Below are 24,987 nucleotides of genomic sequence, written 5' to 3'. Positions count from 1 at the left end.
CGGGCGCGATACGGTCGAGGTATGGCTGCCCGCAAGACCGCTGTGCTCCGACGGCCGTCGGAGACCGACGACTACCTCTACGAACCCGTCGATCGCCGGATCAGAGGTGAGTGGTTCGGCCGGACGGTCGTCGACAGCACCCGGGCCGTGCTGGTGTGGGCGCCCGGCAAGCCCGTCCCGTTCTATGCCTTCCCCCGCGAGGACGTCCGGCTCGACCTGATCTCGGCGTCCCTGTCGCCGAGCCGCTCCCGGCAGGACGTCTGGCAGTGGTACGACATCGTCGTCGGCGACCATCGGGCCTATTCACCGGTCTGCCAGCTCGACGTCGACGGGCTCGACGACCGTCTCGTCTTCCAGTGGTTCCGGTGGGGCGAGACCGGTCCGGGCGACGACGTCGACGAGGGCGAACGGTGGTTCGAGGAGGAGACCGAAGTGTTCACCCATCCGCGCGATCCCTATCACCGCGTCGACGCCCTGCGCAGCTCCCGGCACGTGCGGGTGAGCATCGGCGACGTCGTGGTCGCCGAGACCCGCAACCCCGTGCTCGTGTTCGAGACCGGCCTGCCGACCCGCTACTACCTGCCGCCTGAGGACGTCGACTTCTCGGTGCTCGAGGAATCCGAGTGGCGGACGAGCTGCCCCTACAAGGGCGTCGCCCGGTACTGGTCGTTCTCCGGCACACCGCCGGCCGAGAACGTCGCATGGTCGTATCCCGAGCCGTTCCCCGGCATGGAACCCATCGAGGCATACGTGTGCTTCTACGACGACGCCGCGGAGATCACGGTCGAGGAGTGAGTGCGTCGGCTGCGGGACGCAGCGCTGCCCCGATCCCCGAGCCGCGGGCCTGGCGTGCGCTGTCGGCCCTGTGCGTGGGTCTGTTCATCACCCTGCTCGACCAGTCGCTCGTCGCGGTGTCGCTGCCGCGCATCCGCGAGGATCTGGACGCGAGCATCAACCAGGTGGTGTGGGTGTCGGCGGCCTATCTGCTGACCTTCGCGGTGCCGCTGCTGGTCACCGGTCGTCTCGGTGACCGCTTCGGTCAGCGCAACGTCTACCTGGTGGGCATGGCGATCTTCACGGCCGCGGCCTTCGCGTGCTCGATGGCGCCGACGATCGAGTGGCTGATCGCCCTGCGTGCGGTGCAGGGGCTCGGCGGGTCGCTCATCAACCCGCAGCCGCTGAGCATCATCCACCGGATCTTCGCGCACGACCGGCGGGGCGCGGCCACCGGTGTATGGAGCGCTGTGGCGAGTTCGGCGGGTCTGTTCGGGCCCGTCCTCGGTGGGGTGCTCGTCGGTACCGGCGGGTGGCGGTGGGTCTTCTTCGTCTACATCCCGCTGGGCCTGATCTCTCTGGTGATGGTCGCGCGGTACGTACCGAAGTTGCCGACCGGTGCGCGTCGCATCGACGTGCTGAGCGCCGTCGTCTCGCTGGTCGCGGTCACCGGCGTGATCTTCTCCCTGCAGCAGGGCCCCGAGGTCGGCTGGACGGTGTGGGTGTGGGTCGTCCTCGCGGTCGGGATCGTGGCGTTCGGAATGTTCGTGCGACTGCAGCGGACCGCGGCGGCCCGCGGCACCGAGGCGCTGGCCCCGCTCGGGTTGTTCACCCGCCGCAACTTCACCCTCGGAGTGACCGCCGTGGCGACGCTGGGTTTCACGGTCTACGCCGTGAACCTGCCGATCATGCTCTACCTGCAGGTGGGACAGGGACTGTCCGCGCAGGTCGCGGGTCTGATGCTGGTGCCGATGGGTGTGATCTCGGTGATCATGGCGCCGTTGATCGGACGGGTCACCGATCGGGTCGCGCCGGGCCGGATCTCCCGGATCGGTTTCTCCGCGATGATCGCGGCGATGCTGTCGTTCGGTGTGGCGATGCATCTCGAGGCGACCGTCGGCTGGCTCCTGATCCCGATCGTGTTGCTCGGTTTCGCGAACTCGTTGTGCTGGGCTCCGAACTCGACGATCGCGTTGCGCGACCTGCCCGGTGACCTCGTCGGGGCCGGATCGGGTGTGTACAACACCGCCCGGCAGGTCGGCGCGGTGCTCGGTGCGGCGGCCCTCGGCGCGGTGATGCAGATGGGTGAGGGGACGCTCGGGTTCGGTGCCGCGATGGGCAATGCGGTGCTGCTCCCGGTGGTCTTCCTCGTGGTGGGGCTGGTGGCGGTCTCCCGGTTCCGCGAGGCGGAGATCCGGCCCGCCGACGAGCGCCAGCGTCGGTGAGAATTACACTCTCAATATCGAATATCTACATTTTCATATACGGAAACTTGCGCTACTGTAAAACTTCATGACTGCAGCTGCGTCGGACGCCGTCCGCACCGTGACGATCTCCCACCGCGAGCGCAAACGCGTCCGCACGTGGACGGCGATCCACTTGGCCGCCGCCGACGCCGCAGCACGCCACAGTCGCCTGTCCGACATCACTGTCGAGACCATCGCCGAGCAGGCGGAGGTCTCACCGCGCACCTTCTTCAACTACTTCCGGTCGAAGGAGGACGCCGTCCTCGGCCTGTCCTCCCCCGTCATCGACGACACCATCGCCGACGGCTTCGACTTCGAGCCGGGCGACGACCTCGTCGAGAAGGTCGCCTTCCTGCTCCTCGCGGTCTTCCGCACCGCGGCGAGCCGTCGCGCGATCGCCTACGACGAGTACATCGCGCTCATGGACCGCCATCCCGAACTCGCGCGCAGACGCTTCCAGCACATCGACGACGTCGAGGCCGTCGTCGCCGAGCTCGTCACCGAACGACTCGCGGCGACACGACCCGCCGAGGACACCGCCGACACGGTCGGCACTCTCGAGGACACCGCCGACACGGTCGGCACTCTCGAGGACACCGCCGACACGGTCGGCACTCTCGAGGACACCGCCGACATGATCGTCACGGTCGCAGGTGCCCTCATGCGCTCCGCGTTGCGCCCGCTGCTCACCGCCCCCGGGAAGACGGAGGCCGACGCCGACTCGGTCCTGCATCGCACCTGCCTGTTGTTCCGGGAGGTCACGCGACCGTGACCGATCCACTCCGAGACGAGGTCGAAAGAGCCACGCCCGCACCGGAACAGAGCGCCTCGCGGGTCACCTTCGTCTTCGCGGGTCTCATGCTCGCGATGCTGGCCGCGTCGCTCAACCAGACCGTCCTGAATCCCGCCCTGCCGACCATCGTCGGCGAACTCCACGGCGTGGACCGGATGCTGTGGGTCATCACCGCCTACATCCTCGCGTCGACGATCACGATGCCCGCCTACGGCAAGCTCGGGGATCTCTTCGGCCGCAAACCGCTCCTGCTCACCGCGTTGTCGATCTTCGTCGTCGGATCGACGATCGGCGCTCTCGCCGGGGACATCACGTGGCTCATCGTCGGCCGGGCCGTCCAGGGCGCCGGTGGTGGTGGCCTGATGGTGTTGTCGCAGGCCACCATCGCCGACGTGATTCCCGCTCGTCAGCGCGGGAAGTATCTCGGCATCATGAGCAGCGTCTTCGCCCTGTCGTCTGTGGCCGGGCCGTTGCTCGGCGGATGGTTCACCGAGGGCCCCGGCTGGCGGTGGGTGTTCTGGATGAACGTGCCGCTCGGTGCCGTCGCCGTCGTCGCGGCGCTGGTCTTCCTGCGTCTTCCTCGCGTCTCCGGTTCGGGCCGGCGGATCGACGTGCTCGGCATGGCCGTGCTGTCCGTTGTCACGACGCTTCTCGTGCTCGTCGCGACCTGGGGCGGTTCACGCTATCCGTGGTCGTCGCCGGTCGTGATCGCGCTGATCGCCGCTACGGCGGCCGGTGCAGTGCTGTTCGTCGCGGTGGAGCGACGCGCCGCCGAACCCGTGATCGGCCTGCATCTGTTCCGTGACCGCAACTTCGATCTCGTCACCGCAGCCGGATTCGTCATGAGCGTCGCACTGTTCGGCGTGGCCGCCTACATGCCCACCTACCTCCAGATGGTCGCGGGCGTGAGCGCCACCGCCGCCGGCTTGCTGATGCTCCCCATGATGGGAACGTTGTTCCTGACGTCGACGCTGGCGGGACGATACGTCACGAGAACGGGCCGCTACAAACGGATCCCGATCATCGGTTCGGTCTTCGTCACGGCCGGTCTGGTGCTCCTGGCGACCCTCGGGGTGGACACCCCGATCTGGGTGCTGGGCTGCTGGTTCGCCGTGATCGGCGTCGGATTCGGCACGTCCATGCAGCTTCTCGTGCTGGTCGTGCAGAATTCCTTCCCCGTCGAGGAGGTCGGCACCGCGACGGCAGGCAACAACTACTTCCGGCAGATCGGCGCGACCCTCGGTTCCGCCGTCGTCGGCAGTGTCTTCGCCACGCGCCTGGCCGGTGGACTGTCGGGCACCGGCATCGACGATCCGGATTCGCTGACCCCCGGCGCGGTCCGGGCACTGCCCGAAGCGCTCCGGCAACCGGTCCTCGAGGCGTACAACGACGCGCTCGTCCCGATCTACCTGTACATCGCGCCGCTCGTGGTGGTCGCGGGGGTCCTGCTGTGTCTCGTCGTCGAGAAGCCCCTTGCGACCACCATCGTGCGGAAGAACGATCCGGCTCCTAGCGACCCGGCAGCCACTGCATCGACTTGACGAAGGGGGCGAGCATCTTCGCCCACACCCGCCGCGGAAGTCCGCGCGGGCCGTCGAGATTGAGCAATCGCGTCGTTGCGATGGTCTGCGCCTCGGTGTACTTGTACAGGCCCTCCGCGCCGTGTCGACGTCCCATGCCGGAGACGCCCATACCGCCCATCGGTGCGTCGGTGCTGCCCCAGGCCGGGGCGTATCCCTCGTCGACGTTGACCGTGCCGGCACGCACCCGCGCGGCGATGGCCTCGCCCTGTGCCTTCGTCGCACCCCACACCGACGCGTTGAGCCCGTACTCGGTGTCGTTGGCCTCGCGGATCGCTTCCTCGACGTTCTCCACCGGATAGATGGACACCACCGGGCCGAACGTCTCGTTCCGGTAGCACTCGGCGTCCTCGGGCACGTCGGTGAGCACCGTGGGTTCGAAGAACAGCGGGCCGAGGTCGGGCCGCGCCTTCCCGCCGGCGACGACGGTCGCGCCCTTGGCGACGGCATCCTCGACGTGCCGGGTCACCGTCTTGACCTGACTCTCGCTGATGAGGCAGCCCATCTCGGTGCCGAAGTCGTAGTCGGGACCGAGCGACATCTCGCGCACCCGCGCCCCGAACATCCGGATGAACTCGGGGGCGATCGACTTCTCGACGTAGATCCGCTCGATCGAGATGCACAGCTGACCGGAGTTCGAGAAGCATGCCCGCACCGCGGCGTTCGTGACCTCGCGCAGGTTCACCCCGGAGGTGACGATCATGGGATTCTTGCCGCCGAGTTCGGCGGAGAACCCGATGAGGCGCCGGCCGGCCTGCTCGGCGAGGAGACGCCCGGTCTCCGACGAACCCGTGAACATCAGGTAGTCGGTGTTCTCGACGATCGCGGTGCCCACCACGGTTCCGGGCCCGGTGACCACGGCGAAGACGTCGCGGGGAACACCGGCCTCGTAGAGGAGTTCGACGACGGCGAGCGCGCAGTAGGGCGTCTGGCTGTCGGGCTTGAGCACCACACTGTTGCCGGCGAGCAGGGCGGGGATCGCGTCGGAGACGGCCAGCGTCATCGGGTAGTTCCACGGCGCGATCACGCCGACGACGCCCTTGGGATGGTGCAGGACGGTGGTCTTCGTCAGGCCCGGCAGCATGCCCGTGGCCTTGCGGGGGCGCAGGAGCTTCGGTGCGACGCGCGCGTAGAACCGCGCGGTCATCGAGATGTCGAGCACCTCTTCCTGCGCGGAGACGCGGGACTTGCCGGTCTCGGCCTGCGCCATGTCCATGAGCTGCTCGCGTCGGGAGAGCACGAGTTCGCGGTAGCGGTGCATGATCGCGGCGCGCTTCTCCACGGGCAGCTTCGCCCACGCGACCTGCGCGGTGCGGGCCCGGTCGATCGCGGCCTTCGTGTCCTCGGCCGTGCCGACCGGCACGGTGGCCAGCTCCCGTCCGGTGAACGCCTCGACGACGGGGCGGGTGGTCCGCTCGGCGGCGTCGGGGATCGCGATGAGGTCGGCAAGACGCTGGAAGGTCGCAGCGCTCGGAGCTGGCATGATGCACCCCTACCGGTGAGTAGTACTTGCGGTTTCACCAAACCTACCCGGGCGGGGTGTGTGCTGTCACACAGACGTGGGGTCGGCCCCCGCCTCGTGCTCGTGCTCGTCGCCCTTGCGCTCGGGACCGGCCTCGACGATCCGCCGGGCGATCTCGGCGAGGGGGACGTTGCTGTCCTGCGAGAGCTTGCGTAACAGTTCGAAGGCCGCGACGGCGTCGATACCGAAACGTTCCATGATCATGCCCTTCGCCTGCCCGATGATGTCGCGGGTCGCCAGGGCGGACGCGAACTGCCCCTGACTGCGCGCCGCGCTCATCGCCATCGCCGCGTGGGCGGCCAGGACCTCGGCGGTCGCCTCCGCGAGAGGACCGAATGCGTCGGCCTCGAAGGAGAACATGTTCAGCGCGCCCATGCTCTCCTGATCGAGATACAGCTGGAACGACAAGGCGCCGAGCACACCCGCATCCACGGCGGCCTTCGCAAAACGTGGCCAGCGTGTTTCCGTCCGAAGGTCGTCGGCGCGCACCACGAGGTACTTGAAGCTCGCATCGAGACACGGACCCTCGCCGAACTGTTCCTGGACGTCGTCGAGGTGCTCGGCGATCTCCGAGGTCGCGGCGAGGGAACGGAAGTGCTTGCGTCCGGTCACGATGAGGATGTCGGCACAGGCGGCCCCCTTCACCAGTTCGACGGCCGCCGCCGTCACACCGCGCAGAGTCTCGTCGAGATCGGTCGGACGGTAGAAGCCACGCGCCAGCTGCGCGATACGACGACCGAGATCTCCGTCTTCCGACGAACGTGTCATGAGAACATCCCTCTCCGGCGGACAAGCTCATTACCCGACGAACCGGGCGATCAAGTGTAAATCGTTCGATTCCACGAGTCCTGCACGGCAGCCCTACCTCCGGAACACGACCTCTTCCGTTCTACCTCGCTAGGCTGTACGAGTGGATCCGCCGGTCACCCGGTACCTGCCCCGCGACGGTCACAATCTGGCCTACGGGGTGGTCGGAACGGGCCCGACCGACGTCGTGTGGTTCTTCGAGGTCCAGATGCATCTGGACCTGTTGTGGACCGATCCGTACATGCACTCGCTCTTCGAACGACTCGCCACCTATTCGCGGGCCGTCTACTTCCAGCGCCGCGGTTTCGGGTTGTCCGATCCCGTCGACCACGTGCCCACGATCGAACAGCAGGCCGAGGACGTCCTCGCCGTCATGGATGCCGAGCAGATCCGGCACGCCACCCTCGTCGGGATCCACAGCACGTGCGGCCCGCAGGTGCTCGTCGCGGCGACCGCCCCCGAACGCGTCAATGCGTTGATGCTGATCGCGCCGTACTGCGAACCGCTGCTCGACGACGACCGGCCGCCGCAGGGGTGGACCGAGCCCGAGATCACCGAGTTCGTCGAGCTGTGGCGCGACGCCGTCCGGCACTGGGGCGAGGGGCGCACGGTCGCGTTGACCGACGCGCACGTCGACAGTCCCTACAACCGCCGGCTGATGGCCATGCTCGAGCGGTGCTCCGCCTCGCCGAGCACGATGAGCGCACACCTCGAGGCGAGCCTGCGGATCGACTACTCGCACGCTCTCGGCTCGGTGCAGTGCCCCACGAAGGTGGTGCTGGTCGCCGGGGGTTCGATACCTGTGGGCCCGGCGAGACATCTGGCCGATCTCGTGCCACGCGGGGAGCTGGTGATCACCCGGCCGTCACCGCGCGGCGCCGCACTCGGTGAAGCGTGGTCGCAGGTCCAGGCGATGGTCGAGGAACTCGTCCGCGGTTCCGTCCCACCCGTCGACGCCGGCCGTCGGTTCGCGGTGACCCTGTTCACCGACATCGTGGGGTCGACCAAGCTCCTCGCACGCATCGGCGACACCTCCTACCGGGCCCTGCTCGCACGTCACGAACGCGACGTGCGGTTCGCGGTGACCGAAGCGGGCGGGCAGCTGGTGAGCACCGTCGGGGACGGCACCTTCAGTCTGTTCGACGGGCCCGTGGCCGCCGTGCAGTGCGCGGCGCGGATCGTCGCGGAGGCCCGCCGCCTCGGGTTCGAGGTGCGTGCCGGGGTGCACGCCGGCACCGTCGAGCCGACCGGGACGGACGTCACCGGCCTGACCGTGCACGTGGGGGCGCGCATCGGCGCAGCGGCCCGCCCGGGCGAGGTGCTCGTCTCGAGCCACGTGCGTGAGCTGGCCGGTGGGTCGGGACTGCAGTTCGCCGACAGGGGATCGCATCGGCTCGCCGGTGTGCCGGGCAAGGTCCGCCTCTTCGCCCTGACCGGCGGCCGTCCGTCCCTGCAGGCACCGCGGAAGCGGGTCTCGCTCAACCCCTTCGACCGCGCCGTTCTCCGAGCGGCGCGACGCACGCCGCAGGTGCTGCGTTCGGCTGCCGCACACGCGAACGCCCGGCAGCGGCGTCGCACGGAGGAGAATTGAAGTAGAAAGCCGGCCGGCTCATCATCCGCCCGTGTAGAACGCACTCGTCCGCTCGGCGGCGGCGCGTGCCTGTTCGGGGTCCTCGCCCGCGGCGATGTCGGCCTCGCACCAGGCCGCGCTGCTGTCGCGGACGAACTGCAGACCTTCCTCGGACATCGACCAGGTCTCGAATTCCTTCGGATCCACCGCCTCTCCCGATTCGATGTGCAGTCCGAGTCCGAGAAGCGCCTGATCCCAACCGATACCGACCGCGCCGGGTCCGTACTGCTCCCAGTGCTCGTCGGGGTGGGCGATGTGCGTCAGTTCCAGGCGCGCCCGGTCTCCCGGTTCGGGCAGGACCGACACCTCGATCCAGCTCACCCGACCCGCGAATTCCCAGGTGGCCGTGAACGTCCGGGGCGGTTCGCAGGTGAGGACCTCGCCACCGGCGTTGCCCTGGAGCTGGTACCGGCCACCGACCTCGAGGTCGCCCTCGACGGGCAGGAACCAGCGGGGGATGCGCCGCGGGTCGGTGCACGCCTCCCACAGGTCCTCGGCGCTCGTGCGGTAGCTGCGCGAGATCGTGACGACCTTGGCCTCGCGGCCCTCGACGGTGCGACGCCCGACCGTGCGGCGACTCGTCTCGTTGCTCGTGATCACGTTCTTCATGAGGATTTCCTTCTCTCGTCGGAAGCAGGGAGCGCGGGCGGGACGGCGTCGCGGCTCCGCCGCTCACGCTTACCGCGCGCGATCTCGGTCTCCAGCGCGTCCAGAGCCGCGAAGACCGGGGGATGCAGACCCGCCAGCCAGTCCTCGAGTTCGACGAGGACCGCGGGATCGAGTTCGTAGTAGCGGCGGGTGCCGTCCTTGTGGACGGCTGCGAACCGCTGGTCGCGCAGGATCTTGAGATGTTGCGAGACCGCCGGCTGGGAGATGGAGAACTCCCGGCCGATCGCCGCGGCGATCTCACCGGCCGTCTGCGGGCCTCCCGCGAGCAGTTCGAGAATGCGGCGGCGAACCGGATCTGCGAGGACCTCGAACCCGTGCATGGACCCCACTATATAAGTTTCTACTTATATTGGCCAGAAGCACGGTCCTGCTCCCTAGACTTCGATGCATGACGACAACAACGCGCGTCTCCGAGGAAAAGGTCGACCGAGCGGTCATCGACAACCGGGCTCCCTCGGTCGCCCGCCTGTTGCTCGACCGAGTGTCCACCACGCCCGACGCCGAGGCCTTCCGCTTCCCCGACGGGGCCGGCGGCTGGACCTCGGTCACCTGGGAACAGACCGGAGACCGGGTGCGGCTGCTCGCGGCCGGCCTGATCTCCCTGGGCATCGAATCCGAGGACCGTGTGGCCCTCGCATCGTCCACCCGGTACGAATGGGTGCTCTCCGACCTCGCCGTCATGTGCGCGGGCGCCGCGACCACCACCGTCTACCCCACCACCCACGCCGACGACGTGGCGTTCATCGTCGCCGACTCCGGCAGCCGGATCGTCATCGCCGAGGACGCCGGGCAGGTCGAGAAGCTCGTGAGCCACCGCGGCGATCTGCCCGACGTGGCGAAGGTCGTGGTCGTCGACGGCACCGGCGACGGTGATTGGGTCATCAACTTCGACGAGCTCGCCGAACTGGGCCGCGGCCTGCTCGCCGAGGACTCCGGAGTGGTGCTCAACCGCATCCACAGCATCAGGGCCGAGCACCTGGCCACACTCATCTACACCTCGGGCACCACCGGCAAGCCCAAGGGCGTGCGCCTGCCGCACTCGGCGTGGACCTACGAGGCCGCCGCCATCGATGCGCTGCACATGCTCAGCTCCGACGACCTGCAGTATCTGTGGCTGCCGCTGTCGCACGTCTTCGGCAAGGTGCTGCTCACCCTCCCCCTGCAGATCGGCTTCCCCACCGCGGTGGACGGGCGCGTCGACAAGATCGTCGAGAACCTCGCGGTCGTCCGCCCGACCTTCATGGGTGCGGCCCCTCGCATCTTCGAGAAGGCCCACGCGCGCGTCGAGGGAATGATGGAGGAGGAAGGCGGCGCCAAGAAGAAGATCTTCGACTGGGCCGTGGGCGTGGGCCGGAAGGTCTCGAAAGCGAAGCAGGCCGGCAGGTCGCCCGGACTGCTCGCCAAGCTGCAGCACGGCCTCGCCGACAAGCTGGTCTTCTCCACCATCCGCGAACGCTTCGGTGGTCACCTGCGGTTCTTCATCTCCGGTTCGGCGGCGCTCAACCCCGAGGTCGGCGAATGGTTCGACGCCGTCGGCATCCCCGTCCTCGAGGGTTACGGCCTCACCGAAACCTCTGCCGCGACATTCGTCAACCGTCCCTACGCCAACCGCATCGGCACGGTGGGCTGGCCCGTCCCGGGCACGGAGGTCCGCATCGCGGAGGACGGCGAGGTGCTCGTCCGCGGCCCCGGTGTGATGACCGGCTACCACAACCGGCCCGACGCGACCGCCGAGTCGCTCTCCGACGACGGATGGTTCCACACCGGCGACATCGGCAGCCTCGACGACGAGGGCTATCTGCGCATCACCGACCGCAAGAAGGACATGTTCAAGACGTCGCAGGGCAAGTACGTCGCCCCGTCGTCGCTGGCAGCGACCTTCAAGGGCATGTGCCCATACGCCTCGGAGATCGTCGTCTACGGCGAGGGCAGGCCCTACTGCGTGGCGCTGGTGGCGCTCGATCCGGAATCCATCGGCGAATGGGCGAACAAGAACGGTGTGAGCGGGTCGTTCGAGGACATCGCACGGCACGACAAGACCCACGAACTCGTCTCCGGCTACATCGACGATCTGAACCTGCAGCTCAATCGGTGGGAGCAGATCAAGAAGTTCACGATCATCGAGCGTGAACTGTCGATCGAATCGGGCGATCTGACGCCGAGCATGAAGTTGCGCAGGAAGGTCGTCGTCGACAACTTCGCCGACAGGCTGGCAGGCCTCTACGAAGGGTGACGGCCTATCCTGGGTCTCATGATGAGTAGTGCACGACCGAATTTCCTGCAGCGGATCGGCTACATGTTCGGTCGCGCGCTACCGCCCGAGATGCGGCAGTGGGTACGCGACGACGTCCTGGGCACCGGCGGAACACGCCGCTACCTGCTGCGATGGAATCTGCCGATCATCCCGCTGCTCCTGCTGTTCCTACTGATCCCGGGGCCGGTGTGGATCCCGATCGCGATGATGCTGTTGCTGTTGCTGCCGTGGGTCTACTTCTCGGTGGCGTTGATGCCTATCTGGCAACGGCACCGCCTCCAGCAGCACGGTCTCGATCCGGAGTTGCTCAGCGCGAAGGCACGCGCCCGCGCCGCGCGCGAACGAGAGGACTACGAGCGCCGTTTCGGCCGCGCGTCCTGATCGGGCCTCCCCCTGTGCGGGGCAGCGCGTCCGCTTATCCTCGCACCATGAGTGACGCCCCTGCCTTCACAGCCACTGCAGACCTCGCCGACGAGATCGGCCCGGACATCCGCAGCTGCGACACGCAGTTCATCCAGTTCGGCGGCCGCACCGAGTTCGTCGGCCCCATCACCACCATCCGCTGCTTCCAGGACAACCTGCTCGTCAAGCAGACTCTCTCCGAGCCGGGCAACGGCGGCGTGCTCGTCGTCGACGGCGGTGGCAGCATCCACACCGCGCTCGTCGGCGACATCATCGCCGGTCGCGGTGTCGACAACGGCTGGGCCGGGGTCATCGTCAACGGCGCGGTCCGCGACTCCGCGATCCTGCGCACGCTCGACATCGGTATCAAGGCCCTCGGCACCAACCCGCGCAAGAGCACCCAGACCGGCTCCGGTGAGAAGAACGTGCCCGTCGAGATCGGCGGCGTGACGTTCAACCCGGGCGAGATCGTCTACAGCGACTCCGACGGCGTCGTCGTCCGCGCCGAGAACTGATCAGCCGAGCGCGCGGGTCGACCCGCTATTCGTGCGCGACCCGCGCGCTCGCCCCGGCGATCTCCACCACGTCGCCCACCTTCAGCTGACGGCCGCGACGCACCTCCACGTCACCGTTGACCGACACCAGGCCGTCGGCGATCACTTCCTTGGCCTCCGCACCCGACTCGATGAGGCTTGCGAGCTTGAGGAACTGACCGAGCCGGATCGACTCGTCACGGATCGGTACATCGAATGCGTCGGACATGACACCCATTGTCCCCGACACTGGATCCATGGCCCGCCCCAGCATCATCTGGTTCCGTCGTGATCTCCGACTGAACGATCTACCCACCCTGCTCTCGGCCACCGAGGCCGCCGACGACGTCCTCGCCCTGTTCGTCCTCGACGACGCACTGCTCCGCCCGTCCGGGGCCCGCCGGCGCGACTTCCTCATGGGATGCCTGCGAGCCCTCGACCGGGATCTCGGCGGGCGCCTGCTCGTCGTCCAGGGAGACCCGGTGACCCTGGTGCCGCAGGTCGCCGCCGAGTTCGATGCGACCGCGGTCCACATCAGCTCGGATCACGGGCCCTACGGCACGCGACGTGACCGGGCGGTCGCCGAAGCGCTCGGCGACGTTCCGTTGGTGGCCACCGGCTCGCCGTATGCCGTCACGCCGGGCCGCGTGACGAAACCCGACGGCACTGCATACAAGGTGTTCTCGGCCTTCCGCCGCGCCTGGAACGACCACGGATGGCACACACCCGCGGCGACCGGACCGGACACCGCCGACTGGGTGGACCCGAGCGGCTGCTCCGCACGCGTGCCGATTCCCGAGGCGGGCGACGAACCCGCACCTCCCCCCGGAGAGGCGGCCGCGCTGGTGCGGTGGCGCGAATTCCTCGACGACGGTCTCGAGCGGTACGCCACCGACCGCGACCGGCCGGCCTTCGACGGCACGAGCGGCCTGTCCCCCTATCTGAAATTCGGCTGCATCCATCCGCGGACCCTGCTGCACGACATGAGGAACCGGTCGGACGACGGGGCCGTCACCTTCCGCAGCGAACTGGCGTGGCGCGACTTCTACGCCGACGTCCTGTTCCAGCGACCCGAGACCGCCCGGACCAACTACAACAGCGACTTCGACGCCATCACCTACGATTCCGGACCCGACGCCGACGCCCTGTTCGCCGCGTGGTGCGAGGGCCGGACGGGATTCCCGATCGTCGACGCCGGGATGCGGCAGCTCCTCGCCGAAGGCGTCATGCACAACCGGGTACGGATGATCGTCGCGTCGTTCCTGACGAAGGACCTGCACCTGCCGTGGTGGCGTGGGGCACGACATTTCATGAAGCATCTGGTGGACGGCGATCTGGCGTCCAACCAACACAATTGGCAGTGGACGGCGGGAAGCGGCACCGACGCCGCTCCCTACTTCCGGGTGTTCAATCCGACCCGGCAGGGCGAGAAGTTCGATCCGACGGGTGAATACGTGCGCAGGTGGGTACCCGAACTGCGGAGCATCGACGGCGCTCGTGTGCACAGCCTGCCCGACGGCCCTCCGGACGGATATCCGGAACCGGTCGTCGATCACGCACACGAACGTCGCGTCGCTCTGGACAGATACGAGCGGATTCGCTCACCCCGATGAAGAAGACGGCGAAACGACCCATCCGGTCGTGGCGGTGCTCCGAACAACTTCCGGACGGACAACGCGTTCGCCGTACACCCAACGAAAGGACACCGCAGTGCGCGCTCTCGTCGAAGCAGCTTTCATGGCCATCCACAACCCGCTCGTCGACGCATACACCTTCCTGATCAGCGTCCTCCCTGCTTGAGTGGATACGGCGCCGGAGTCCGCTCCGGCGCCGTCACCACCGGGTGAGCACTCTGCGAACGGGAGGTAGGGCATGGGTATCGAGTTCTCGAGCGTCGTCGACGCACCGCGTGACGACGTGTTCGACTGGCACTCCCGTCCCGGCGCCATCCTCCGCCTCATCCCGCCCTGGCAACCGATGAACGTCGTTGCCGAGGCCGACTCCCTCGAATCCGGCACGGCCGTCCTCGGTCTCCCCGGCGGTCTGCGCTGGATCTCCCGGCACAGACCCGAGGATTACGATCCACCAGCACGTTTCGTCGACGAACTCTCCCACGACGGTCTGTTGTCGCGCCCCGCCACCGTCATCGGCTCGTGGCGCCACGAACACCGCTTCGACGTCGTCGACGAATTCCGCACCCGCGTCACCGATCGCGTCGACACGCCGGTACCGGGCCGTTTCCTCACCCAGACCTTCCGTTACCGGCACCGCCAGCTCGCCGACGATCTCGCGAGCCACCGCTGGTCGCACGCGCAGGGCATCCGGCCCGGGACGGTCGCGGTGACCGGATCGAGCGGACTCGTGGGTACCGCCCTGACGGCCTTCCTGTCCACGGGTGGCTACCAGGTCGTCCGCCTGGTGCGCCGGAAACCGCAGCGCCCCGACGAACGACGCTGGGACCCGCAGGATCCTGCGCCCGACCTGCTCGAAGGCGTCGACGCCGTCGTCCACCTCGCGGGCGCGTCGATCGCGGGACGGTTCACCGACTCCCACAAGGCCGCGATCCGCGACAGCCGCATCGAACCGACGCGCCGACTCGCCGAACTCGCCGCGACGACACCCAACGGTCCCGCGACCTTCGTCTCCGCGTCCGCGATCGGTCTCTACGGCTACGACCGGGGAGACACACCGCTCGACGAGAGCGCATCACGTGGAACGGGTTTCCTCGCCGAGGTCGTCGCCGACTGGGAGGCCGCGGCACATCCCGCGGAGAAGAAGGGCCTGCGGGTCGTGCACGTGCGCACCGGCATCGTCCAGACACCCCGCGGCGGAACGCTCCAGTTGATGCGGCCGCTGTTCGCGAGCGGTCTCGGAGGCCGGCTCGGCGACGGCCGGCAGTGGTTCTCCTGGATCGACATCGACGACCTCCTCGAGGTCTACCACCGCGCCCTCACCGACCCCGGCCTGGCCGGTTCGGTGAACGCCGTTGCACCGCAACCGGTGCGCAACGAGGAGTACACCCGGGTACTCGCGTCGGTGCTCCACCGTCCCGCACTGCTGCCCGTCCCCGGTTTCGGTCCCCGCCTGTTGCTCGGCGACGAGGGTGCACGCGAGGTCGCCCAGGCCGACCAGTTCGTCGTCCCGAAGGCGCTGATCGACGCCGGGCACCGCTTCCGGCGTCCCGATCTCGAAGCGTCGCTGCGGCATCAACTCGGCCACATCCTGGAGGAGCCGTGAGCGGAAAGCGTGTCCTGGTCACCGGAGCGACCGGCTACATCGGGGGCCGGCTCGCTCCACGCCTGCTCGAGGCGGGTTACCGGGTACGGGTGCTCGCGCGCAGCCCCGACAAACTGCGCGACGTGCCGTGGGCCGACGACGTCGAGATCGTCCGCGGCGACCTCGACGACGCCGAATCGCTGCGTGAGGCGTGTCGTGACATCGACGTCGTGTACTACCTGGTGCATTCGATGGGTGGCCGCGACGAGTTCGTCGACGCGGAGAAGCGGGCCGCACAGAACGTCGCCGACGCGGCACGCGACAACGGTGTCTCCCGCATCGTGTACCTCGGTGGGCTGCACCCGGAGTCGGGTGATCTCTCACCGCACCTGTATTCGCGCGCCCAGGTCGGACGCATCCTGACGGATTCCGGTGTGCCGACGCTCGTGCTGCAGGCCGGGGTCGTGATCGGTTCGGGTTCGGCGTCGTTCGAGATGATCCGGCACCTGAGCAATCGGCTCCCCGTCATGACGACCCCGCGTTGGGTGAACAACCGGATCCAGCCCATCGCGGTGCGCGACGTCCTGCACTATCTGGTCGCCGCCGCCGATGCACCCCTCCCCCGCAGCGGCACCTACGACATCGGTGGGCCCGACGTCCTGCGGTACGGCGAGATGATGCAGCAGTACTCGGAGGTCGCCGGTCTGACGAAACGCCGGATCCTCGTCCTGCCCGTCCTCACACCGAAGCTCGCAGGTCTGTGGATCGGTCTGGTCACGCCGATCCCTCCACCTCTCGGCCGGGCGCTGCTCGAATCGCTGTCGACCGACGCGGTGATGCGCAACCACGACATCGACTCGATCATCCCCCCACCGGAATCCGGCCTCACCGGATACCGCGACGCCGTCCGACTCGCCCTCGGCCGTATCGAACGGGGAGAGGTCGAGACGACGTGGACGAACGCGTCCCCGGTCGGCGCACCCGCCGATCCGCTTCCGTCCGACCCGGACTGGGCCGGCGAGGTCGTCTTCACCGACGAGCGGTCACTCGAGTCGGATTCGTCTCCGGAGAAAGTGTTCGCCGTCGTCGAGAGCATCGGTGGCGAGAACGGTTGGTATTCCTTCCCGTTGGCGTGGACCATCCGGGGCTGGCTCGACCGCTTCGTCGGCGGTGTCGGACTCCACCGGGGTCGCCGCGACCCGAAGACCCTGCACACCGGTGACGCCCTGGACTTCTGGCGCGTCGAACGGATCGAGCGCCCGACGCTGCTGCGCCTGCGCGCGGAGATGCGGGCGCCCGGCGGAGCGTGGCTCGAGTGGCGGGTCGAACCGCTGGAGTCGGGCCGGTCGCGCGTGCACCAGCGGGCGATCTTCTTCCCGCGCGGAGTCGCGGGCCGTCTCTACTGGTACGCGCTGGTTCCCTTCCACGGCATCATCTTCCGCGGGATGCTCGAGAACATCGCGGGAACCGCCGGCCGCTAGAGCGATCCGCTACGTTGCTCGCCATCCGCCGCAGCAATTGCTGTAGCGGATGGCGAATTCGCGAGCGGATGTCCCCGGCACGACGAATCGGGGTGGTGTACGGATCTTCCTCGCGATCCGCACACCACCCCGATCGCCCCGAGAGTTACACGGTGCAGAGCGGTTTGATGTCCTGCAGCCCCTCGGCGGTGGGCGAGGTGAGCATCAGGCACGAGTTGTACCCGCTCGCCTCGACGACGTTCCGGATCTCGCGCCACGCGTCGTCGCTCACGACGGGCGAACGCGACAGCACGAATCCGGAGATGCGCGTCGGGTCACCGACGAATGCCCACGAGTAATCGTCCGCGAGGTACGTGACGATGTAGTTGCTCGGTCCGTCGAGCGAATCCTGGAACGGCACCCCCGGGAACGACACGTGCAGTGCGGCAGTGTCGTTCACGCGGGCGTTCCCGATGATCCCGCGACGATCACCGGTGAACGTGGTGCACGAGTTCTCCACACGCACGTTGCGTTCGTCGAGCAGCGTGTAGAACGCCGTCGTGTCGCGAGCGCAGTCGATGTTGTAGGGAGCCGGATTGGCGGCGAGCTGATACCACTGCCCCACATATCGGTTCACGTCGAGCTCGGGAACCGGGGTGAGCGGCGCTGCGGCGGCGGGCGTGGCGAACAGGAGCGCGCCTGCGGCGGCGATGAACGCCGCCGCAAACCCCCGAACGCCGTGTCGGGACCTACGCATGTCTTCTACCTTTCCGTCGTCCGGTATCGGTTACTGCTGGGGCATGAGAACGCCGTCGATCAGGTACACGGTGGCGTTCTCGGTCTCGATGCCACCGCAGATGACGTTGGCGTCGTTGACGGTCCACATCTCACCCTCGCCGGCGACCTCGACGGTGCCGCCCTGGACGGTGGTCTGCGTGCCGGCGATGTCGGCGGTGGTCAGCTCACCGGGAACCACGTGGTAGGTGAGGATGTCGGTGAGCAGAGCCGAATCCGTCTGCAGCGTCTGGACGGTCTCCGGCGGCAGGGCGGCGAACGCGTCGTCGACCGGTGCGAAGACGGTGAACTCGCCACCGTTGAGCGTCTCGACCAGGTTTACGTCGGGGTTGAGCTGGCCGGACACGGCCTGCGTGAGAGTGGTCAGGATCGGCACGTTTCCGGCGGCCTCGGCGACAGGCTGGTTCGCGAGTTCCTCGACGGACGACGGGCCGGTCGGGTTCGCGGCGACGTAGTCGGCACAGCCCGGGCCGACGGGGCCGGCAGCGGGAGCAGCGGTTCCCGTTGCAGCAGTGGTGGTTTCCTCGACGATGGTCTCCTCGACGGTTTCCTCCATCGTGGTCTCGTTCGTGTCGCTCCCCGAATCGTCGGAGCATGCCGCGACACCCAGCAGGGACATCGCACCGATTCCGACGGCGGCCAGGCTCTTGCGCGCAGTGATGTTCATGATCGTGGTTCCCTTCGTATGCCGTGGCCGGAAAGCAGCCACGTCGACCAGGTGTGTCACTGAGCATTCGATCCCCGGGGCGGTGCGGATGGGTCGGATCGAAAGAATTTTTTTCGGATCGGTATCCGGTGTTCGACCCATCCGGATCGCGGTCGGCTCCGAATGCAGGTCATGGACAACGTCGAGGATCTCCGACCGGCTCACGTACTCGTGTTGCCCGGTGGGCGTCCGGTCGGCACCACACCGCCACGTCCGTGGCATCCGTCGCAGCTGCGCATGCGTCTGTTCACCGATGCCCTGCGCCTGAGGCTGAGCACGTACGACATCGCGGTCGACCTCGTCGACTACCGGTACTGCGGGTGGAACGACGATCACATGAGCCCGGTCCGCGACGGTCTGCGGGCGATCGAGTCGGTGATCCGGCGTCGCGGGGACGTCCGGTTCGGGCTGGTCGGGCACGCGATGGGTGCGCGGGCGATCGCGCATCTCGCGGCCCAGCACGGCGTCGAGTCGCTCGTCGCCCTGGCTCCGTGGTGGCCGGCCGACGACGCCGACCTGATCCCTGCGGGCCGGCACCTGCTGGTCGCGCACGGTACGGAGGACACCAGGACCGATCCACGGATGGCGCAGAGCCAGACGATGGCGGCGGGAGACCGGGGCGTGAACACGCGTTGGCGGCCCCTGCCCGGAGCCGGACATTTCCTCCTCACCGACCCGCGCTGGTGGGCCGACACCACGGCCGATTTCCTCACGTGCACACTGGCGGGGAAACCGACCACGTGCCCCGGAGACGACCATGCATCCTGACCTTCCCCGCGCAGTCGCGATGATCGGCGACGACGTCGAGTTCCGGGGTGGCCGGGAAGCGGTCGCGCCGGCGATCTACCGGACCTTCGTCCGCCACGCACAGGGCTCGGCCGAGCGCCCCTCGCTCGAGTACCGCGGCTTCAGCTGGGTCATGGACGTCGACGAGACGACGCCCTCGTCCTGGTGGCTGCGCACGCTGATGCGGTTCGAGCCGTGGGACCACTTCGTCGCGAGCGATTCCGACACCTTCCGCGGCCGGGTCGAGGACCAACTCGTGGCCGACGGGGTGAGGGTTCCGGGCGGGCGGATCACGGCGCTGCTGAACATCCGGCGTCTCGGTCTCGGATCGGATCCGCTGAACCTGTTCTGGTGCCACGATCCGAGTGGTTCCCTGGCCTGTGTGGTCGCGGAGATCCATTCGCGCCGGAACGGACGGCACTGCTACACGCTGCGCTCGGACGAGATCGACATCATCACCCGGGCAGGCGACATGTTCGCGGTTTCGGTCGCCCTGCGGCGGCCCGGTGTCCCTGTGTTCACCGCGACCGTCAGCGGCGAACGGCTGCCCGTCGATCTCACGACAGTTCTCCGTGCTCGGATGTGGATGGGGTGACGCTCGTGGTCGACACGGTTGCCTTGAGTGGAGGGAATGTCCCGGCTAGGCTTTCCTCCGATGAGCGGACTGAGCCGATGACCGGCGTCGGAGGCCATACCGATACCCTCGGCGAACTGCTCGGGCGGGTGGCCCGGCAAGACCCCACGGCGTTCGCCGAACTGTACGACGCGACGCGTTCCCGAGTCTTCGGCATGGTGCTGCGGGTCCTGCGGGATCCCGGCTACAGCGAGGAGACCACCCAGGAGGTCTACCTCCAGGTGTGGAGGTCGGCCGACAAGTACGACCCGCGTCAGGGTTCCGCTCTGTCGTGGATCATCACGCTCGCCCATCGGCGCGCCGTCGACCGCGTCCGAAGCGAACAGTCCGGAGCCGACCGCGAGTCGCAGTACGGCTCGACGAACGTCGACGCGGCCTTCGATTCGGTGAGCGAGGAGGTCGCGCAGCGCGACGATCGCCGCCGGGTGAACGAGTGTCTGGGTTCGCTCACCGAACTGCAGCGACGCTCGGTCGAGCTCGCCTACTACAGAGGCTTTACGTATACCGAAGTGGCAGAAGAACTTTCGTCCCCGTTGCCGACGGTCAAGTCGCGCATCCGGGACGGCCTGAAACGACTGAAGAATTGTCTGGGGGTGACTGTGGATGGCTGATGAAGCGAACGATTCCTCGCGCGATCTGCTCGACATGGCACCCGTCTTCGCATTGGATGCCGTCACGCCCGACGAGCGTCGGGAGCTCGCCGAGCGACTCGCGGAAGCAGACCCGGAGGTGGTCGAACGGTTCGACGCCGAGGTCCGCGAGGTCCACGAGACCCTCGCGGCGATGTCGGCCGGTACCGCGACCGAGCCGCCGCCCGAACTCCGGGTGCGACTGCTCGATCTGGTCCACGCCGAACTCACCGCGAAGGCGCCCGCCGAGAAGACGCACACGGAACGACCCGGTGAGCCGGAGGCGACCGAGGCACCTCGGGCGGAGGACGATCACCTTCCCCCGCCCGTCTCCCTCGACGAGCGCCGCCAGGCCCGACGGCGGAACTTCCTGCTCGCCGCGGCAGCGGCCGTGATCGTTGCGATCGGCGGCGTCGTGGTGGCCGGTCAGTGGCAGACCACGTCCGAGCCGGGCACGAGCGAGCGGGTCTTCGCCGCCGAGGACGTACGGACCTCGTCGGGCGAGCTCGACGGTGGCGGCACCGCGACCGTGGTGTTCTCCAAGGAGGAGGACGCGGGCGTGCTGGTGATGAACAACGTCGCCCCGCCGGCCGAGGGCAGCGTCTACCAGATGTGGCTGGTCGGGCCCGAGGGCATGGAGCCCGCGGGCACGATGACACCCGACGACGTCGCGCCGTCGACGACCGCGGTGCTCGAGGACATCTCGGGTGCCACCGCGCTCGCCTTCAGCGTCGAACCGACGGGCGGGTCGACCCAGCCGACCGCGATCTTCGCTCAGCTACCGCTCGACTGACATGTTCGCGGCAGCGAGCACGTCATCGACGGGTGCCGATGACGACCGTCGCGTCGGACTCCTCGGAACCCCGCGTGTCGGCGTCGAGTCCGGCCCGGGTCACGAGGTCGCGCACGACGGGTGCCTGCGACGCGGCCGACTCGACGAGCAGCGACCCACCGTCGGTGAGCCACCGGCCCGCGTCGGCGACGAGCCGGCGGTGGACGTCCAGTCCGTCGGGTCCGCCGTCCAGTGCGTGTCGCGGCTCGCTGCAGCGCGCCTCCCGCGGCATCGACCCGATCGCCCCCGACGGCACGTAGGGCGCATTGGCGACGAGCACGTCGACGCGACCGCGCAGCGTGCCCGGCAGGGCGTCGAACAGATCGCCGTCGAACACCCGGTGGGGCGGCAGGTTCAGGCGGGCACACGCGGTGGCGACGGGATCGATGTCGGCCGCGTAGACCTCGCAGTCCTCGACGGCGGTGGCGAGCGCGGCACCGACGGCACCGCACCCGCAACACATGTCGACGATCACGGCACCGGGCCGCGTGAGTTCGATCGCGCAGTCCACCAGATACTCGGTGCGGCGACGGGGGACGAACACCCCTTCTCGCACCGCGATGCGCCTGCCGTGGAAGAAGACCTGTCCCAGTACGTGTTCGAGGGGTTCGCCGCCGACGCGCCGCGCGATGAGCCGCTCCAGATCCGAGGGTGTGGGAGCGGCTTCGACGAGCAGCTGCGCCTCCTCCTCGGCGAACACGCACCCGGCTGCTCGCAGTGCGGACACGACGTCGGCGTGGGTCCGGGGAGCGGAGACCATGCGGCACCCTACCGCGCGCGCTCCGGACGGATCTTCTCGTTTTCCGGAGAGGGTGGCAGCTCACATCCCGCCGAGGGGTGGACTCTCCCGATCGTGGGTACTCCCGGGGCTGTCACGAGGAGTGCTGTGCGAACGAACGATTTCGAGCAGGAGCCGGCGCAGGGTAGCCGGGTCCGACACCGCGACCGGAGAATCACCGCCGGGCTCGTCGTCGCGTTCGAGTTCGATCACGCGCCGGTAGGCGTCCACGCCCGACGGCGTGATCTCCACCCGCATCCTCCGTTCGTCCTCCGGGTCGACCGCGCGCGTGACGAAACCGCCGCGGACGAGATGGTCGACGGTCCGGCTCATGGTCTGGTCGGTCACCCGGCATGCGCGCGCCATCTCCCGTTGCGACAGCGGGGCGTGGGCCACCGCGTGCAGTGCGATCACCCCCGCGTGGGTGAGCCCTCGCCGTCGCAAGGACTGCTCCCAGGCCTGCTCGACGAGCCGGGCCGCGGTGGACAGCAGACGTCCGGTGGGCCACTCGTCGAGGTCGTCTCCACCCCCATCGTTCAGCACGCTGAATAATCTAGTTCCGACACATTCGCTCACGCCAGGAGGAATCTTGAGCACTGCTACCGAGCCCCCACGCACAACCAGCCGATGGCGGTGGCTCCTACCTGCCCTGTTGCTCATCGCGTGGCTTGTGGCCGCTGGTGGCGGCGGTCCGTTCGCAGGCAAGCTCAGCGAGGTCGCCTCCAACGACGCGAGCACCTTCCTCCCGGCTTCCGCCGAATCCACCCGCGCGGACGAGCTGTACGCGCAGTTCAACGAGAGCGAGTTCATCCCCGCGATCGTCGTCGCCGAACGCGACGGCGGGATCACCGACGAGGACCTCGCCTTCCTGGCCACCGAATCCGCAGGACCGCCGCCGATCCCGTCCGAGGACGGCGCAGCGGCGCAGATGATCGTGCCGCTCGACGCCTCCGGGGAGGTCCAGGAGGCCGTCGAGGAACTCCGGACGGCCCTCGAAGGCGCCCCCGACGGCCTGACCGTCTACGTCACCGGCCCCGCCGGGCAGGCCGCAGACCTGTCGTCTGCCTTCGGCGGCATCGACGGACTGCTCCTGCTCGTCGCGGGCGGTGTCGTTCTCGTCATCCTCGTGGTGGTCTACCGCAGCCCGATCCTGCCGTTCGTCGTCATCATCTCGGCGCTGTTCGCACTCGCCCTCGCGAGCCTGCTGGTCTACGTGCTCGCCGATGCCGGAGCGATCGCGCTCAACGGCCAGAGCCAGGGCATCATGTTCATCCTGGTGTTCGGTGCCGCCACCGACTACGCACTGCTACTGGTCTCCCGGTACCGCGAGGAACTGCGACTGCAGCAGGACAAGTACGCCGCGATGCGCAGCGCGCTCCGCGGTTCGATCGAGCCGATCGCTGCGTCCGCCGGCACAGTCATCCTCGGCGTGCTGTGCCTGCTGCTGTCGGACCTGAACTCCAACCGCGGTCTCGGCCCGGTGGCCGCCATCGGCATCGCGACATCGTTCCTCGCGTCGCTCACCTTCCTGCCCGCAGCGCTCGTGCTGCTCGGCCGCGTCGCGTTCTGGCCCACCCGCCCGGTCTACGACGCGAACGCCGATGCCGACGACATGCAGAAGTCCCACAAGGTGTGGGGCCGGGTGGCCGACTTCGTCGGGTCTAAGCCGCGTCCCATCTGGATCGTGTGCAGCCTCGTGCTCGTCGCCTTCGCCTTGCTGGCACCGCAGTTCAAGGCGAGCGGTGTCGCGTCCTCGGATCTGTTCCTCCTGCAGACCGATTCGAAGTCCGGCCAGGAGGTGCTCGGTGAGCACTTCGACGCCGGCACCGGTTCGCCCAGCATCGTCGTCGCCCGCGAAGGCGCGCTCGAGGGTGTCGTCGACGCCACCGAGGGCGTCGAGGGCGTGACGACCGTCCAGCCCGTCCCCGGCCCCGACGGCGCGCCGCGCGTGGTCGACGGACTGGTCGCGGTGCAGGCGACGCTGTCGGATCCTGCCGACTCCCTCGCCGCCGAGGAGACCGTCGAACGCATCCGCGAGGCGGTGGGCTCCGTGCCCGACGCCGAGGCACTCGTCGGCGGACCCACGGCCGTCGACCTCGACACGAAGGACACCGCGACCCGCGACCGCACCGTCATCATCCCGGCCGTGACGCTCGTGGTGCTGCTGGTGCTCATCGCACTGCTGCGGGCGGTCGTCGCACCGATCCTGCTGATGCTCACCGTGATCGTCTCGTTCGCGGCGACCCTCGGCATCTCGTCGCTCGTGTTCAACGACCTGCTCGGTTTCCCCGGCGCCGACCCGGTGGTGCCGCTGTTCGGGTTCGTCTTCCTCGTGGCGCTGGGTATCGACTACAACATCTTCCTCATGACTCGCGTCCGCGAGGAGACGAAGAAGGTCGGTACCCGCGCCGGCACACTGCGGGCACTGACCGTCACCGGCGGTGTCATCACGTCCGCCGGCGTGGTCCTCGCTGCGACGTTCTCGGCGCTGGCGGTGATCCCGCTGCTGTTCCTGGCGCAACTCGCGTTCATCGTCGCCTTCGGCGTCCTCCTCGACGCACTGCTCGTGCGGTCGCTGGTGGTGCCGGCGCTGACGATCGACATCGGCAAGAAGATCTGGTGGCCGAGCAAGCTGGCGCGGACCGAACCGTCCGAGCCCGACGCCACCGAGGACGTCGCGACCGCGGGAGCACCCCGTTCCTGACGGGCACATGAACGGAT

The 24,987-nt window shown here is 68.4% G+C and carries 25 protein-coding genes; 16 read left to right on the top strand and 9 right to left on the bottom strand.

The genetic code is table 11. The features are described 5' to 3' along the window. Positions 1–21: 21 nt before the first annotated feature. From ACWPOC_RS02585 to ACWPOC_RS02570, 4 genes are all read left to right on the top strand, one after another. A complete protein-coding gene (locus tag ACWPOC_RS02585) occupies positions 22–795 on the top strand; it encodes a DUF427 domain-containing protein (protein ID WP_455407950.1) in 774 nt (257 codons plus the stop codon). Continuing rightward, entirely contained in the window at positions 792–2,219 is a 1,428-nt protein-coding gene (locus ACWPOC_RS02580; RefSeq protein ID WP_455407949.1) for a DHA2 family efflux MFS transporter permease subunit, read from the top strand. The genes ACWPOC_RS02585 and ACWPOC_RS02580 overlap by 4 nt, the downstream gene beginning before the upstream one ends. A gap of 67 nt (positions 2,220–2,286) precedes the next feature. After that, a complete protein-coding gene (locus ACWPOC_RS02575) occupies positions 2,287–3,012 on the top strand; it encodes a TetR/AcrR family transcriptional regulator (RefSeq protein ID WP_455407948.1) in 726 nt (241 codons plus the stop codon). Next, a complete protein-coding gene (locus ACWPOC_RS02570; RefSeq protein ID WP_120281016.1) occupies positions 3,009–4,574 on the top strand; it encodes an MDR family MFS transporter in 1,566 nt (521 codons plus the stop codon). The genes ACWPOC_RS02575 and ACWPOC_RS02570 overlap by 4 nt, the downstream gene beginning before the upstream one ends. On the opposite strand, the gene ACWPOC_RS02565 is transcribed toward ACWPOC_RS02570, so the two are convergent. Together ACWPOC_RS02565 and ACWPOC_RS02560 are read right to left on the bottom strand one after the other, a co-directional pair. After that, a complete protein-coding gene (locus ACWPOC_RS02565) occupies positions 4,543–6,096 on the bottom strand; it encodes a succinic semialdehyde dehydrogenase (RefSeq protein WP_120281015.1) in 1,554 nt (517 codons plus the stop codon). The genes ACWPOC_RS02570 and ACWPOC_RS02565 overlap by 32 nt on opposite strands. Positions 6,097–6,162: 66 nt before the next feature. Continuing rightward, positions 6,163–6,903 carry a GAF and ANTAR domain-containing protein gene (locus tag ACWPOC_RS02560; protein WP_120281014.1) on the bottom strand — a complete coding sequence of 247 codons (741 nt, stop codon included), beginning with the start codon at positions 6,901–6,903 and terminating at the stop codon, positions 6,163–6,165. A gap of 142 nt (positions 6,904–7,045) precedes the next feature. On the opposite strand from ACWPOC_RS02560, the gene ACWPOC_RS02555 reads away from it, so the two are divergent. Beyond that, entirely contained in the window at positions 7,046–8,533 is a 1,488-nt protein-coding gene (locus ACWPOC_RS02555; protein WP_455407947.1) for an adenylate/guanylate cyclase domain-containing protein, read from the top strand. Between the two features lie 21 nt (positions 8,534–8,554). Here ACWPOC_RS02555 and ACWPOC_RS02550 read toward each other — a convergent pair whose 3' ends face one another. Then, positions 8,555–9,181: an SRPBCC family protein gene (locus tag ACWPOC_RS02550; protein ID WP_455407946.1), complete on the bottom strand. Its 627-nt coding sequence runs from the start codon at positions 9,179–9,181 to the stop codon at positions 8,555–8,557. Beyond that, positions 9,178–9,561 carry an ArsR/SmtB family transcription factor gene (locus ACWPOC_RS02545; RefSeq protein ID WP_455407945.1) on the bottom strand — a complete coding sequence of 128 codons (384 nt, stop codon included), beginning with the start codon at positions 9,559–9,561 and terminating at the stop codon, positions 9,178–9,180. Before ACWPOC_RS02545 ends, ACWPOC_RS02550 begins: the two co-directional genes overlap by 4 nt. A 68-nt stretch (positions 9,562–9,629) precedes the next feature. Between ACWPOC_RS02545 and ACWPOC_RS02540 the strand changes: the two genes are divergently transcribed. Genes ACWPOC_RS02540 through rraA form a run of 3 tightly spaced genes read left to right on the top strand, consistent with a single transcriptional unit; the run spans position 9,630 to position 12,412 of the window. After that, entirely contained in the window at positions 9,630–11,474 is a 1,845-nt protein-coding gene (locus ACWPOC_RS02540; RefSeq protein ID WP_455407944.1) for an AMP-dependent synthetase/ligase, read from the top strand. A gap of 18 nt (positions 11,475–11,492) precedes the next feature. Then, positions 11,493–11,876, top strand: a complete 384-nt coding sequence (locus ACWPOC_RS02535) for a DUF5313 family protein (protein WP_455407943.1) — start codon at positions 11,493–11,495, stop codon at positions 11,874–11,876. A 47-nt stretch (positions 11,877–11,923) separates the two neighbouring features. Further along, positions 11,924–12,412: a ribonuclease E activity regulator RraA gene (gene rraA / locus ACWPOC_RS02530; protein WP_016695034.1), complete on the top strand. Its 489-nt coding sequence runs from the start codon at positions 11,924–11,926 to the stop codon at positions 12,410–12,412. Between the two features lie 25 nt (positions 12,413–12,437). On the opposite strand, the gene ACWPOC_RS02525 is transcribed toward rraA, so the two are convergent. Beyond that, a complete protein-coding gene (locus tag ACWPOC_RS02525) occupies positions 12,438–12,659 on the bottom strand; it encodes an RNA-binding S4 domain-containing protein (protein WP_033097898.1) in 222 nt (73 codons plus the stop codon). A 28-nt stretch (positions 12,660–12,687) separates the two neighbouring features. Between ACWPOC_RS02525 and ACWPOC_RS02520 the strand changes: the two genes are divergently transcribed. The 3 genes from ACWPOC_RS02520 to ACWPOC_RS02510 all read left to right on the top strand — a co-directional run bounded on the left by ACWPOC_RS02520 (position 12,688) and on the right by ACWPOC_RS02510 (position 17,127). Beyond that, entirely contained in the window at positions 12,688–14,043 is a 1,356-nt protein-coding gene (locus ACWPOC_RS02520; protein WP_455407942.1) for a cryptochrome/photolyase family protein, read from the top strand. 259 nt (positions 14,044–14,302) lie between these two features. Next, complete coding sequence (locus tag ACWPOC_RS02515; protein WP_455407941.1) at positions 14,303–15,667, top strand: TIGR01777 family oxidoreductase; 1,365 nt, start codon at positions 14,303–14,305, stop codon at positions 15,665–15,667. Continuing rightward, on the top strand, positions 15,664–17,127 hold the full coding sequence (locus ACWPOC_RS02510) for an SDR family oxidoreductase (RefSeq protein WP_455407940.1): 1,464 nt from the start codon (positions 15,664–15,666) through the stop codon (positions 17,125–17,127). Before ACWPOC_RS02515 ends, ACWPOC_RS02510 begins: the two co-directional genes overlap by 4 nt. 145 nt (positions 17,128–17,272) lie before the next feature. Here ACWPOC_RS02510 and ACWPOC_RS02505 read toward each other — a convergent pair whose 3' ends face one another. After that, the gene (locus ACWPOC_RS02505) at positions 17,273–17,863 is read right to left on the bottom strand and encodes a lipocalin family protein (RefSeq protein ID WP_455407939.1); all 591 of its coding nucleotides are present in this window, start codon (positions 17,861–17,863) and stop codon (positions 17,273–17,275) included. Positions 17,864–17,893: 30 nt separating this feature from the next. Continuing rightward, the gene (locus ACWPOC_RS02500) at positions 17,894–18,568 is read right to left on the bottom strand and encodes a fasciclin domain-containing protein (protein WP_120281003.1); all 675 of its coding nucleotides are present in this window, start codon (positions 18,566–18,568) and stop codon (positions 17,894–17,896) included. A gap of 171 nt (positions 18,569–18,739) precedes the next feature. On the opposite strand from ACWPOC_RS02500, the gene ACWPOC_RS02495 reads away from it, so the two are divergent. The 4 genes from ACWPOC_RS02495 (at position 18,740) to ACWPOC_RS02480 (ending at position 21,449) form a co-directional block, all read left to right on the top strand. Further along, on the top strand, positions 18,740–19,375 hold the full coding sequence (locus tag ACWPOC_RS02495; protein ID WP_230789547.1) for an alpha/beta hydrolase family protein: 636 nt from the start codon (positions 18,740–18,742) through the stop codon (positions 19,373–19,375). Then, positions 19,365–19,988 (top strand): DUF1365 family protein, encoded by a 624-nt coding sequence (locus ACWPOC_RS02490; protein WP_120281001.1) that lies wholly within the window; start codon positions 19,365–19,367, stop codon positions 19,986–19,988. Before ACWPOC_RS02495 ends, ACWPOC_RS02490 begins: the two co-directional genes overlap by 11 nt. A gap of 77 nt (positions 19,989–20,065) precedes the next feature. Beyond that, positions 20,066–20,638: a sigma-70 family RNA polymerase sigma factor gene (locus ACWPOC_RS02485; RefSeq protein ID WP_024102602.1), complete on the top strand. Its 573-nt coding sequence runs from the start codon at positions 20,066–20,068 to the stop codon at positions 20,636–20,638. After that, a complete protein-coding gene (locus ACWPOC_RS02480) occupies positions 20,631–21,449 on the top strand; it encodes an anti-sigma factor (RefSeq protein WP_120281000.1) in 819 nt (272 codons plus the stop codon). The genes ACWPOC_RS02485 and ACWPOC_RS02480 overlap by 8 nt, the downstream gene beginning before the upstream one ends. A gap of 22 nt (positions 21,450–21,471) precedes the next feature. Here the strand turns inward: ACWPOC_RS02480 and ACWPOC_RS02475 are convergent, their stop codons facing one another. Further along, on the bottom strand, positions 21,472–22,248 hold the full coding sequence (locus tag ACWPOC_RS02475) for a putative protein N(5)-glutamine methyltransferase (RefSeq protein ID WP_120280999.1): 777 nt from the start codon (positions 22,246–22,248) through the stop codon (positions 21,472–21,474). Positions 22,249–22,308: 60 nt separating this feature from the next. Next, positions 22,309–22,809: a MarR family winged helix-turn-helix transcriptional regulator gene (locus ACWPOC_RS02470; protein WP_120280998.1), complete on the bottom strand. Its 501-nt coding sequence runs from the start codon at positions 22,807–22,809 to the stop codon at positions 22,309–22,311. A 46-nt stretch (positions 22,810–22,855) separates the two neighbouring features. Here ACWPOC_RS02470 and ACWPOC_RS02465 point away from each other — a divergent pair, with 46 nt between their 5' ends. After that, positions 22,856–24,970, top strand: a complete 2,115-nt coding sequence (locus ACWPOC_RS02465; RefSeq protein ID WP_183070621.1) for an MMPL family transporter — start codon at positions 22,856–22,858, stop codon at positions 24,968–24,970. The last annotated feature ends 17 nt before the right edge of the window (positions 24,971–24,987 follow it).

The sequence above is a fragment of the Rhodococcus sp. 5G237 genome (assembly GCF_053764735.1).
The sequence above is the reverse complement of the archived record's forward strand: the minus strand, read 5'-3'. Positions and strand labels throughout refer to the sequence as shown.